We start from the raw sequence: 12,782 nt of genomic DNA on the forward strand, positions 1-12,782 counted from the left end.
CCTGTCGCGATGAGCTGGACCGATTATGCAGCCGCCCCCGCGCCAGGCACCAGGATCTGCGATGCAGCCGGTATCACCACGCCGATTGCGATGGAGGTGACCACCGGGAAGGGGAAATTCCCGCTATTGGTGATGCGTGTCGGGCTGGGATTCCGGGCCTATGTGAATGCTTGCCCGCACCAGTTTCTGCCGCTGAACTATCGGGCCGAACGTATCATGTCGGCGGACGGAACCAAGTTGCTCTGCACGGCGCATGGCGCGCGTTTCGACATGGCGACAGGGGCGGTGGTCGACGGCGCGGATTGCGGGTTGGAGCCCGTGCCGCTTGAACTGATTGATGGTTTCCTGCATATCGCGCCGCCGCCAGCCGGGTGATCCCCTCCCTGAGATGGGGCTGTTGTCGGGCACGAAAAAGGCCGGGGATATTCCCCGGCCTTTCCAGAAATGTTGGCTGGTCGATTAGAATCCGGCCTTGATTTTCTCGAATTCGGCCAATTGCCTTTCGCGCTGCTCGGCGGAATTCGGGACCTGTGACAGGATGGGGGCATCGGTTTCCGACAGCCCGTCCTTGACGGCCTGTTCGTCGACGATCGTTGCCATCGCTTCGGTCGAGGTGTGGCCGTAGCCAATAGCATCCAGCAAGGCTTTGCCCGCCGAAGGTTCAAGCCAGGCGTTGATGAAATCATAGGTCTTGTCTTCGCTGCCCGGACCGTCTTTCAGTTTGATAAAGCCGCAGAAGAAGGTCGATGAACCTTCCTTGGGTGCGCGTTCAAAGCCGACGGGGTAATTGTCTTCCTGCAGATAGACAACGCCGTCGTTCCAGGACCAGGCGATGTCGACCGCGCCCGATGCCATCAGCTGTGCCTGTTCCGCCGGGTCGGCCCAATATGCCGCAACATTCTGATGGGCCTGGCGCAGCCAGTCGGCCGCTGCCTGAAACTGATCGTCTGAAACATCGGTCCAATCGGTGGTTCCGGTCGCCAGATAGGCCAATGCCCAGACATCATCGGACCCGTCCGGCAGCGAGGTGCGGCCCTGATATTTCGGATCCACAAAGACCTGCAGCGTCGAGACGTCTTCCTGGGGCACCGTTTCGGTGTTGTAGGCGATTGCCGTCGCGCCCCAGTCTGTCGGGATATACCAGACGCCTTCTTCATCCTTGAACACTTCGGATTCGAGGAACTTGGGATCGATGGTGTCAAAGGCGGGAATGCGCGACACATCCCAAGGCTCGATCAGTCCGGCATCGCGATACTTGCCGACCATCTGGCTGCAAGGATGCGCCACATCGGCCTTGAAGCCAGATGCCACTTTCTGAAAGGCCTCATCGTCATCGCCATAAAAGGCGAAGGTCGGGCTGTCGCCATGTTTGTCGATATAGCCTTGAAAAATCTCGGGTTCCTCGAAACCGGCCCAGTCAAAGACCGTGAATTCGGGATCGGCGGCCAAGGCGGGAAACGCCAGCCCGGCGGCAAGGATTGTTGTCGTCGTGAAACGCATGAAAGGGCCTTCCTGTTGGACCGTTTTCCCAGACGCTAGCCGCAGCCCGAAATCCGTGCAAGTGCCTTGCATGCTTCAGGGGCCGTGGCGTCAAAAAGGACTGCAAACCGGGGTCTTGCCTGTGCCGAAGGCAGGTCGTGGTCAGGCGTCAAGCATCTCGGGACCGCCAGCGATGCTGGGATCGACAATCCCGATCTTGTCGCTGTCCTTGCCGGCGAAATCCACCGCCTGAAGGATTGTCTGGATCGCGGCAATTCTTGCCCGTCTCTTGTCATCTGACCGGATCACGTGCCATGGCGCGATTGGCGAATGCGACAGGTTCAGCGTATCGCGGATTGCTTCGCTGTAGATATCCCATTTCGCCAGGCCCTCGACATCCACGCTGGACAGTTTCCATTGCTTCAACGGGTCCTGTTCTCGCGCAAGAAACCGGGTCAGTTGCTCGGCCCGTCCCACGTTCAGCCACAGTTTCACCAGGGTGATATTGTCATCAACCAATGTCTGTTCGAAATTCGGCAACTGTCGGAAGAACGCATTGCGCTGTTGTTCGGTCGAAAAACCGAAAACACGTTCGACGACGCCGCGATTATACCAGCTGCGATCAAACAGCGCGATCTCGCCCGCCGCGGGCAGCCAGTCGACATAGCGTTGGAAATACCATTGCGATGCCTCACGCTCGTTTGGTTTGGGCAGCGCGACGATATAGCAGGAACGCGGGTTCAGGTTTTCGCGCACCCGTTCGATCGTGCCGCCCTTGCCTGCCGCATCACGGCCTTCGAACAGAACGACGATTCGCTTGCCGGTTTCGCGGCTCCCGTGTTTCATGCGAACCAGTTGAAGTTGCAGGTCCTGCATGCGGTCCTGGTATTCGTCCTTGTCCATTTCCTGACGATAGGGATAGCCGGGATCCAGAATGTCCTTTTTCCCTGCCTCGCGGATGGTTTTGCGGATTTCCTTTGGGGCGCCGTTTTCCAGATAGTCGCTGATTTGGCCCACCAATGGCATCTCGGTCATGTCCCTATCCCTCTCCGATGCGCGACATGTCGTAGTATGTCGTCTGGTATATTTCGTTGATCCAGTTACCGTAGAGCAGATGGGCGTGGCTGCGCCAGCGGTTCATTGGCCGTCGGCTTGGATCGTCATCGGGGTAATAGTTCCGGGGAATGTTGATCGCCTTGCCGGTCGCGACGTCGCGGTCATATTCCTCTTTCAGGGTCTCGTTGTCATATTCCAGGTGGTTGAAAATATACAAGGACCGCCGTTCCCTGTCTTCAAGCAGGCAGGGGCCAACCTCGTCACTGGCCAGCAGGGTTGTCAAACCGTCGCAGCGGTCGACATCGCTTTGACGAATTTCGGTCCAGCGGCTGACTGGCACAAGCACATCGTCCGAGAAGCCGCGAAGATAGGGCGAGGCCAGATCAAGATTGCGGTGGCGAAAACATCCGAAAGCCTTGCGTTCCAACATGTGCTTTTCAAGGCCGTGGAAATGCCAGGCCATCGCCATGCCCCCCCAGCAGACGCCGAATGTCGAATGCACATGGGTCCGTGTCCAGGCAAAGACCCGCGTCAATTCCTGCCAATAGGTGACCTGATCGAAAGGCAGATGTTCGATGGGCGCGCCTGTGATGATCAACCCGTCGAATTTCTCGCCGGTTGCCTCGACCTCGCGAAACGGTCGGTAAAAGCTGGCCATGTGATCGGCGGCGGTATTGCGGCTTTCATGGTCCGACATGCGGATCAGCTGGAAATCGATTTGAAGCGGTGTCGCCCCGATCAGACGCGCGAACTGGTTCTCGGTCTGGATCTTCTTGGGCATCAGGTTCAACAGGCCAATCCGCAGCGGTCGGATGTCCTGGGTCTCGGCCCGGCCTGGCGACATCACCATGACGCCTTCGTTCGACAGAATACGATAGGCGGGCAGGTTTTCGTTCAGGGTAATGGGCATAGGATCAATCCTTGCGGTCGATTGCGCGTGCGATCAGGTTGTTGAAATCTTGGGGGCTGCGGATCTGCGCAACCTCTTGGGCGGTGACGGTGACACCGCGCCTTGCCATGGCTTCGTATCGGGGTTGGCGATGCGCCAATGCGCGCGCATAGGTCCAGCGGATGAAATCGTCGGGGTTGACCTCGTGTTCGTGCAAGCCCTTTTCGACGCGATAGGAAATCCAGGCATTTTCAAGGAATTCCGGCTGATAATACATTGGCTTGGGGGCGCGATCGAAACGGCGCACAAGTTCGGCGGTATGGGCGTCGCTGCCCTTGATCCAAACCATCAGCAGGTCTTGTTCCAGGGCGTTCAGGACCGGATCATCGGGGTTTTCCGGATCGACGACCTCGCAGATCGATCCGCCTGAATCGCAAACGAAATGCGGGATGTTGTAGATGTCGATCGCGCGATCCAGGAAATGGCCTGTGTCCAGCAAGGCTGAAATTTCCGCACGCCGGTGCTGATTTTGGCGCAGGCAGTATTCGCCAAAGTCAAGTCCGCCGCGACTGGCGCTGCCGGGTTTGCCAAGATAGGTCGACAAGGGTGCCAGATTTTCGAATGTGATGTTGCTGGCGATATAGACGCTGTCAGACATAAGCAATTCGCGCAGGAACGGCACCTTCATCGCCTCGCGCTTGAAATTGTCGGCGATGAATTCGCCCATGTATCGGGTGCCGATCCGGTAATCGATGGAATAGTGGAACCAATCGCCGGCGTCGCGAAGCATATTTGACAGATAGGTCTTGCCAAGGCCGGACATGCCAAACAGCACGACCCTTTTATTTGCCGAACCCAGCCATTCGCGGCCACTGCCATAGATCATCACGCACCCCTTGTTCCTTGCGCATAACTAGTGGCTTGCCGCGTCATAGGGAAGGGCGCGCGCTTTCTGGCAAATGGGCGTTGCGGATACGGGAAAGGCGGCCCACGAAGCAGGCCGCCTTTTATCATGTGTCTGAAGTGCGGATCAGAAGCTGTAGCCGACGCGAACGCCAATGCCCCACAGGTCGTTGTCTTCCATGGAGGCGCGGGCCGTATCTGCGGTTTCAGGCATGGCATCACCCAGTTTCGAATAGTTGATGCCGGTGGTGATCTTCATGTTGTCCATGGTGTAGATCGCCGCAAGCGTGATGCCCATGCGTCCGTTGGTGGGCGCAAGGGGGGAAACAAGATCATCGCCCTCGGGTTCATAGGTGAAGGCGGCCGAACCCGCCCATGCCTCTGTGAACTGGCGTCCGACGCCGATGGTGTAGGTGGTCGTGTCTTCCAGTTCGACAAGCCCCTCACCGGTCACGGCCGTGAAATTTTGCGGATCAACGAGGAATTCGCTCCAATTGACCCAGCGGACCGAACCGAAGACAAGCGTATCTGCCGCAACACCGGTCTGGAATTCAAGATTGACCGCTTCCGGGGTCGAGACCGTCGTGGTCGAATCGCCGTCCAGCAGCGGTAGATCCCCGATCGGGGTCGGAATCAGCGGGCCGGTTTCGGTCGTGTCGAAATCATGATCGATTTTCGAGTGGTAGGTCAGCGAGATCCGGGCAGCATATTCGGGAATTTCATAGGCCGCACCGACGACATAGCCAACGCCCCAGGCGCCATCGAGATCGACGTTATATCCCGCAACCGCGCCATAGGCCGCACCGTCCAGCGTGACATTGCCATCGGCATATGAACCGCGGATACCACCGTGGAACGACATGTTGTTGTCGAATTTGTAGCGCAGCAGCGCTGTGTATGTGGTCGAGTCCACGTCCACCGCCGTGCCGCCCAGCAACGGAGAGCCACCGGTCAGAGCGGATTCATAGGTCAGATCGGCGCCGTAAGGCTGTTCGACGATCAGGACGCCCGACAGGTTCTGGTTGAACTGATGTTTGTAGGCCAGGCCGAAAAAGCCATAACCGTTTGCCACATCGCCGGTCGATACGCCCAGTGTGTCGGTGCCCTCGACTGTCGGGTCCGCAGCGCCAAAGCTGAGCTCGGCGTAGTTTCCTTCTTCGAACAGGGCCGACAGCGACTGCGGTGCGCGTTCGATTCCACCGGCAAATACGGGCGCGGTGCTGACCAGCAGGGCCGCGATGCCGGAGTATGCGATCTTCATGTGTTGTTACCTCCCTCACGTGGGTCGGGTGACCCTTAGGTCCAGACTAAACAGCATAAATGTCGAATCAATCGGCGTCGTCGGAAATTCATCATCTAGGTTAATGTGACCTTACGACACAGTGACATTGTCGCAACGCGATTGTGACAGCACGCATCGGGCGTTGTCGCCACTGATTCGGATTCGGGTGAAAAATGCAACTGTGGTCTGGACAAAGGCGCGTGCGCATGAAAGGGGAAACTGCCAAACGAAATTGCCGCAAGGACCCCCGCCATGCAGATTCGTGAGGCTTTGACCTTTGATGATGTTCTTCTGGTGCCTGCCGCTTCGTCGGTGATGCCATCGACTGCGGATGTGACCACTCATGTCACCCGTTCCATACGCATGAACATACCCTTGCTGTCCTCGGCGATGGATACCGTTACCGAAAGCCGGATGGCGATCGCGATGGCCCAGTCCGGCGGCATGGGGGTGATCCATCGCAACCTGACAACCGAACAGCAGGCCGACGAGGTGCGTCGCGTCAAGAGGTTCGAATCCGGTATCGTCTACAAGCCGATCACATTGCGCGCGGATCAGACGCTGGCAGATGCCAAGCTGTTGCAGGATCGCTACAATGTCACGGGGTTCCCGGTCGTTGACGACGAAGGTCATGTGCTGGGTATCGTCACCAATCGCGACATGCGCTTTGCCAGCGATGACAAGACGCCGGTCCGCGCCATGATGACCGCACAAGGGTTGGCGATGCTGACCGAGCCGGCGGACCGTCAGCAGGCCATCGACCTGATGAAAGAGCGCCGGATCGAAAAGCTTCTGGTGACCGATGGCCAGGGCAAGCTGACTGGTCTTTTGACGCTGAAAGACACCGAAAAGGCTGTGTTGAACCCGTTGGCCTGCAAGGACGATCTGGGTCGCCTGCGCGTCGCCGCGGCCTCGACGGTGGGCGAAGAAGGGTTCGAACGCAGCAAGGCGCTGATCGATGCCGGTGTCGACATGGTGGTGATCGATACCGCGCATGGCCATTCGGAAGGGGTCGCCAAATCGGTCGAGCGGGTCAAGGCCTATGCCGGTGATGTGCAGGTGGTTGCAGGTAACGTGGCCACCGCCGAGGCAACCCGCGCGCTGATCGGTGCGGGTGCCGATGCCGTGAAGGTCGGTATCGGACCGGGCAGCATCTGCACCACCCGGATCGTGGCGGGTGTGGGCGTGCCGCAATTGACCGCCATCATGGACGCGGCATCCGCAGCCGGTGACACACCGATCATCGCCGATGGCGGTATCAAGTTCTCGGGTGATTTCGCCAAGGCGATCGCAGCGGGCGCAAGCTGCGCCATGGTCGGCAGCGCCATCGCGGGCACGGATGAAAGCCCCGGCGAGGTGATCCTCTATCAGGGCCGCAGCTTCAAATCCTATCGGGGTATGGGCAGCCTGGGCGCGATGGCACGCGGCAGTGCGGATCGCTATTTCCAGAAAGACGCCGCGACAGACAAGCTGGTGCCCGAAGGCATCGAAGGGCAGGTGCCTTACAAGGGGCCGGCCGGCACAGTCATTCACCAGCTGGTCGGCGGGTTGCGGGCGGCGATGGGCTATACCGGATGTGCCACCGTGCCCGAGATGCGCAAGAACTGTCAGTTCGTCCGCATCACCGGTGCCGGGCTGAAGGAAAGCCATGTGCATGACGTCGCGATTACACGCGAAAGCCCGAATTACCGGCTGGGATAGGAAATCAGATGGCCCGCATATGATGTGGGCCATTGCTTGGCGGAAATCGAAGGTGGACGCATGATGTCTTGGCTGGGGCTATCCGGGGTTTCGCGATGAATCCTGCGGCCCGGATCGCGGCGGCGATCGACATTCTGGATCGGATCCTGGCTGGCGAGCCTGCCGAACCCTCGTTGTTGCGTTGGTCCCGTGCCAGTCGCTTTGCCGGATCTGGCGATCGCGCGGCGGTGCGCGATCTGGTTTTCGACGCCTTGCGGCGACGCAATACGCTTGCTGCATTGGGGGGCGATCTCAGCGGTCGCGGCCTGATGATTGGTAGGTTGCGCGACCTCGGCACCGACCCCGAGACCGTGTTCACCGGATCGGGCCATGCGCCGTCCCCCTTGGGTGAACATGAACGCCGGATGCCCGAGGCGAGTCCAGCCATTGATCTGCCGGAATGGGTTGTGCCGCGCTGGCGCAACTCTCTTGGTGCACAGGCAGATGACATCGCGATCCTGATGGGGCAACGGGCACCGGTTTGGTTGCGCGTGAATCCGGTTCGGGCAACGGTCCGGCGCGCGATGGAGGTGCTGGCGGCAGGGGGGATCGAAACCGTCGAGGACGACCGGCTGCCCGGCGCGCTGCGTGTCATTGCGGGTGAGCGGAAGGTCGCGCGGAATGCGGCCTATCTCGGCGGTATGGTCGAGCTGCAGGATCTGTCGCCACAGCTTGCCTGCGCGGCCTTGCCATTGCGGCCGGGGGACCGGGTGCTGGACTATTGCGCCGGCGGCGGGGGCAAGTCGCTGGCGCTGATCGGCCGGCAACCGGATTTGCGCGTCGAGGCCCATGATGCCGATCCTGCGCGGATGCAGGATTTGCCGGCAAGGGCGTCTCGGGCGGGGGTATCGGTTTTGCGGGTCGATGCGCCCTCGCAGCGATACCAGCTGGTGGTCGCCGATGTGCCCTGTTCGGGGTCGGGAACCTGGCGGCGCAGCCCGGACGCGAAGTGGCGGCTGGATGAAGCCGCGCTGGACAATCTGGTTGCGACCCAGGCGGAAATTCTGGACCGTGTTTCGGATCTGGTCGCGCCGGGGGGGTGTCTGGCCTATATGACCTGTTCACTGCTGGCCGAGGAAAACGGCGCTCAGATCGATGCGTTTCTGGAACGGGATGATGGCTATACGCGGATGTCGCAATGTCTCTGGACGCCGATTGACGCAAGTGACGGTTTTTTCCTCTCGGTGCTGCGGCGTCATGACTAAGCATTGCGGCAGCCATGGATTAACGTGATGTTAAGCTCTGCGCAGCACGTTGGGCGATAGCTTGGGCGCAGGGGGACGATTCGCATGACAAAGCTGGAGGAACGGCTGGGGCTGTCGGGCTCGGCACTGGCGATATTGCCGGTTCTTCTGCTGCCGATGGTAATCGGGGCGTCACTGCTGCTGTTCGTGCCGTCGCTTGGTATGGGGCGCGTAGCTATCGTGTTTTCCACCGTCGCTTTCGCCTGGTATCTGTTGGGCGGCGCGATATCTGTCGCCCATGGCTTGCGTCGTTTCGCGGTGCGCCGCACCTTGCATGCCATTCGCGGCGAAGTGTCGGCCGCGCCTGAACCGATCTGGATCTGTGACGATGACGGGCAGGTGATCTTTCAGAACGCGGCCTCCCGTGATCGGTTTGGCGATATTTCGGGGCAGCCGATGCTGGTGATCTTCCAGCGTCTGCGCGCAGATGCCGAGAACGAAATGAATGATCTTCTGAGGCGTGCTATGGCGACTGGCGGGGCCGAGCTGGATCTGCAGAATGGTGACACGATCGCGCTTAGCGCGGCATCGGATGCGCCATTGCGCGTGTGGTCCTATCACGGGCCGGAGGATGCGATTGCACCGATCGACATTGCATTGGCGGCGGATGACGAAAACCAGAGTGACGCCGAGATGCTTGCGGCCTTGCCTGTCGCGTTGCTGCAGATCGGGCGGGACGGACGGATCTGGCACGCCAACAATGCTGCCTGTCGGTTGCTGGGCAAAGACCTTGGCAATCAGTTGATCGCAACGCATCTCGGCAGCTTCCTTGATGGGCCGGGGCGGTCGCTGAGGGACTGGATCGATGATGTCAGCGCCGGCAGAATCGAGGGCCGCCCCGAGGTTCTGCGCCTGCGCACGCCAAAGATGACGCCTGGGGCATCCAGGGCGTCAGAACGCTATTTTCAAGTGTCTCTGGCGACCTTTCCGGGTGACAGCTCAAGATTGATTGCCGTTCTGAATGACGCAAGCGCGATGAAAACGCTGGAAGCGCAGTTCGTCCAGAGCCAGAAAATGCAAGCCATCGGTCAGCTGGCTGGCGGGGTCGCGCATGATTTCAACAACCTGTTGACTGCGATCAGCGGTCATTGTGACCTGTTGATGTTGCGGTATGAAAATGATCATCCCGATTATGCCGATCTGGATCAGATAAGCCAGAATGCCAATCGGGCGGCGGCGCTGGTCGGGCAGTTGCTGGCTTTCTCACGCAAGCAAACCTTGCATATGGAAACGCTGGATGTGCGCGATACGCTGGCCGATTTGACGCATTTGCTTAACCGCCTTGTTGGCGAACGCGTACGGCTGACCATAAATCACGATCCCACCCTGCATCCCGTGCGTGCCGACAAGCGGCAACTTGAACAGGTGATCATGAATCTGGTGGTCAACGCGCGCGACGCGATGCCCGCCGGGGGCGATGTATCCATTGACACGGATCTGGTGCAGATCAGGCAGCCGTTGATGAAGGATCGCGTCGAACTGCCGCCCGGGCAATATGTCCGGATTCGCGTCAGCGATGAAGGTTGCGGGATCGCGCCAGAAAACCTCGAAAAGATATTCGAGCCTTTTTTCACCACCAAGCGAACGGGCGAGGGCACAGGTTTGGGACTTTCAACTGTTTATGGCATCGTCAAACAGACTGGCGGATATATCTTTTGTGACAGCCAGCCGGGATCCGGCACCAGCTTTTCACTGTATTTTCCGGCGTTGACGCAGGCACCCGATGTGATGGAGAACGGGGCCACGAACGCGCCCGCGGCTCAGGTCGCGTCACAGACGGAAAGCAAGGCCAAGGTGCTGCTTGTCGAAGATGAGGCGCCTGTGCGTGCCTTTGCTGCCCGCGCGTTAGGATTGAAAGGGTATGAGGTGATCGAAGCGGACAGCGCGGAAGCCGCGTTGACGATTCTGAAAGATCACAGTTTGCATGTCGATATTTTCGTTACGGATGTCGTCATGCCAGGTATGGACGGGCCGACATGGGTGCGCCAGGCCCTGCAGGATCGTCCTGGCACGCGCGTGGTCTTCATGTCGGGTTATACCGAGGACATCTTTGGCGAAGATCATGAGCCGCTTGAAAATTCGGTCTTTCTGGTCAAACCATTCACGCTGGCAGAGCTGAACGAAACCGTCAGGGCTCAGCTGGCGCAGCCACGGCGGGTTGTTCGGCGACATTGATCTGTCGACGTGTCAAAGTGAGTGATACAGATCCATGTCGCGCCGGAGCAACTGACGCAGATCTTCTTCCTGAGCTGGGGTCAGGTCGGTGGCTACTGCGGGCGGAACATTGACCCGGGGCAGTTCAATGTGACAATCCATGCGATCTTCCAGGAACTGCACGAACGTTCCGATTTCTTCATATTTGTAGATCCTGTCGACACGTTGATCATCGCAGGTCAGGAATTGTGATTGTGAGCAGATGCCACGATATGCAGGATCGCCTGTCGCCGAGAACTTTCTTGCAAAATCCACGAAATCCGGCTGACCGGGCCCGATACCAGGTTGGTCCAGTTCGTCACGCAGCTTGAAGCGATACCAGCTGCGCAGCCAGTCGAGTGGCTCTCGCATCAAGGCAACCGTATCGAATTTTACGCCGGATTGGCGGTGCAGCCATGGGCCGATGAAGGTGTGATAGGCGAAAAAGTCGGTATGTTTTGCGGGTGTCGGCCGTAGGATCGAAGCCGCCGCCAAAGATTCGAGCGCCATCGCGATTGCTGTTGAGCCGGCTTTGGGCGTGGCCAGAAAAACCAGCCTGTGTTCCCAGAAAATCAACATGTTGTGGTAAAAAGTTGTGTAAATGTCGGGTTCGATAGACTGCCGCGTCAGATAGTCGTCGAATTCGGCGATGTAAACGATTTGTTAATATTGCCGCATCGATAATGATCTGTGGCTGATGGATCTTGCGGAAAAATCACTTGCGTTAACCTTTCGTTTCGCGCATCCATGGGTGAGAACAACAGTAGAACATCGTGCGCGAACCGGGCAGATTGCTCTGCCGGGGGGGCTGTGAAATAAGGGTGGAAATCACATGGCACAGGCGAGCATATTCGACATGAACGACAAACGCAGTGCGGACAAGCAAAAGGCGCTGGACAGTGCTTTGGCGCAGATCGAACGTCAGTTCGGCAAAGGTTCGATCATGAAACTGGGCAAGGAAAGCCCGGTTGCCGAAATCGAGGCCACTTCAACAGGTTCTCTGGGTTTGGACATCGCCCTGGGGATCGGCGGGCTTCCCAAGGGCCGGATCATCGAGATCTATGGCCCTGAAAGTTCGGGCAAGACCACACTGACCCTGCATGCGGTTGCCGAAGAACAGAAGAAAGGCGGTGTTTGCGCGTTTGTTGATGCTGAACATGCGTTGGACCCGCAATATGCGAAGAAGCTGGGCGTCAATCTTGATGAACTGTTGATCTCGCAGCCGGATACGGGTGAGCAGGCGCTGGAAATCGTCGATACGCTTGTGCGGTCGGGTGCCGTGAACCTTGTTGTCGTGGATTCGGTCGCCGCATTGACGCCCAAGGCGGAAATCGAAGGTGACATGGGGGATCATCAAGTTGGCGCTCAGGCGAGATTGATGAGCCAGGCGATGCGCAAGCTGACGGCCAGTATCGGCCGGTCGAATTGCATGGTGATCTTCATCAACCAGATCCGGATGAAAATCGGCGTCATGTTCGGCAACCCAGAAACCACATCCGGCGGGAACGCGCTGAAATTCTATGCCTCGGTCCGACTGGATATTCGCCGCACCGGTTCGATCAAGGATCGTGACGAAGTTATCGGCAACTCGACCAGGGTAAAGGTGGTCAAGAACAAGGTTGCGCCGCCCTTCCGCCAAGTCGAGTTCGATATCATGTATGGCGAGGGGATCAGCAAGGTTGGCGAGCTGATTGATCTTGGCGTCAAGGCCGGCGTCGTCGAGAAATCGGGGGCATGGTATTCCTATGGCGACGAGCGCATCGGACAAGGGCGCGAGAATGCCAAGCAATTCCTGCGTGACCGTCCCGAGGTTGCACTTGATATCGAAGACAAGATCCGTGCCAGCCATGGACTTGAGTTCATACCCGGCGAAGGGGTGGATGACGCGCTGACCGAAGACTGATTTGGTATGCGGTTGCGCGAAGGTCAGGACCTTTTGCGCAACCGCATACCGCCTGCATGGGCCGTTGGCAGGCAAATGAATCGCAATCGAATG

11 protein-coding genes are annotated in these 12,782 nt (G+C 58.8%); 5 read left to right on the forward strand and 6 right to left on the reverse strand.

The genetic code is table 11. The annotated features are described in order from the left end of the window. Window positions 1-9: 9 nt before the first annotated feature. Window positions 10-375, forward strand: coding sequence for a Rieske (2Fe-2S) protein (locus tag PAF17_RS00635; RefSeq protein ID WP_271887141.1), 366 nt, complete (start codon window positions 10-12; stop codon window positions 373-375). Between the two features lie 84 nt (window positions 376-459). Here PAF17_RS00635 and PAF17_RS00640 read toward each other — a convergent pair whose 3' ends face one another. The 5 genes from PAF17_RS00640 to PAF17_RS00660 all read right to left on the reverse strand — a co-directional run bounded on the left by PAF17_RS00640 (window position 460) and on the right by PAF17_RS00660 (window position 5,588). Then, window positions 460-1,500 (reverse strand): ABC transporter substrate-binding protein, encoded by a 1,041-nt coding sequence (locus PAF17_RS00640; protein WP_271887142.1) that lies wholly within the window; start codon window positions 1,498-1,500, stop codon window positions 460-462. 141 nt (window positions 1,501-1,641) lie between these two features. Continuing rightward, the gene (ppk2, locus tag PAF17_RS00645; protein WP_271887143.1) at window positions 1,642-2,514 is read right to left on the reverse strand and encodes a polyphosphate kinase 2; all 873 of its coding nucleotides are present in this window, start codon (window positions 2,512-2,514) and stop codon (window positions 1,642-1,644) included. A 4-nt stretch (window positions 2,515-2,518) separates the two neighbouring features. Further along, the gene (locus PAF17_RS00650) at window positions 2,519-3,445 is read right to left on the reverse strand and encodes a homoserine O-succinyltransferase (protein WP_271887144.1); all 927 of its coding nucleotides are present in this window, start codon (window positions 3,443-3,445) and stop codon (window positions 2,519-2,521) included. Window positions 3,446-3,449: 4 nt separating this feature from the next. Continuing rightward, complete coding sequence (locus tag PAF17_RS00655) at window positions 3,450-4,310, reverse strand: ATPase (protein ID WP_271887145.1); 861 nt, start codon at window positions 4,308-4,310, stop codon at window positions 3,450-3,452. 144 nt (window positions 4,311-4,454) lie between these two features. After that, window positions 4,455-5,588: an OmpP1/FadL family transporter gene (locus PAF17_RS00660; protein WP_271887146.1), complete on the reverse strand. Its 1,134-nt coding sequence runs from the start codon at window positions 5,586-5,588 to the stop codon at window positions 4,455-4,457. A 273-nt stretch (window positions 5,589-5,861) separates the two neighbouring features. Here PAF17_RS00660 and guaB point away from each other — a divergent pair, with 273 nt between their 5' ends. From guaB to PAF17_RS00675, 3 genes are all read left to right on the forward strand, one after another. Beyond that, entirely contained in the window at window positions 5,862-7,310 is a 1,449-nt protein-coding gene (guaB, locus tag PAF17_RS00665; protein ID WP_271887147.1) for an IMP dehydrogenase, read from the forward strand. A 95-nt stretch (window positions 7,311-7,405) separates the two neighbouring features. Further along, complete coding sequence (locus tag PAF17_RS00670; RefSeq protein WP_271887148.1) at window positions 7,406-8,554, forward strand: RsmB/NOP family class I SAM-dependent RNA methyltransferase; 1,149 nt, start codon at window positions 7,406-7,408, stop codon at window positions 8,552-8,554. A gap of 84 nt (window positions 8,555-8,638) precedes the next feature. Next, window positions 8,639-10,768, forward strand: a complete 2,130-nt coding sequence (locus tag PAF17_RS00675) for an ATP-binding protein (protein ID WP_271887149.1) — start codon at window positions 8,639-8,641, stop codon at window positions 10,766-10,768. A gap of 12 nt (window positions 10,769-10,780) precedes the next feature. On the opposite strand, the gene PAF17_RS00680 is transcribed toward PAF17_RS00675, so the two are convergent. Then, window positions 10,781-11,296, reverse strand: coding sequence for a hypothetical protein (locus PAF17_RS00680; RefSeq protein ID WP_271887150.1), 516 nt, complete (start codon window positions 11,294-11,296; stop codon window positions 10,781-10,783). A 322-nt stretch (window positions 11,297-11,618) separates the two neighbouring features. Between PAF17_RS00680 and recA the strand changes: the two genes are divergently transcribed. After that, the gene (gene recA, locus PAF17_RS00685) at window positions 11,619-12,689 is read left to right on the forward strand and encodes a recombinase RecA (protein WP_271887151.1); all 1,071 of its coding nucleotides are present in this window, start codon (window positions 11,619-11,621) and stop codon (window positions 12,687-12,689) included. Window positions 12,690-12,782: the final 93 nt, after the last annotated feature.

This window comes from Paracoccus onchidii (assembly GCF_028294535.1).
GTDB lineage: Bacteria > Pseudomonadota > Alphaproteobacteria > Rhodobacterales > Rhodobacteraceae > Paracoccus > Paracoccus onchidii.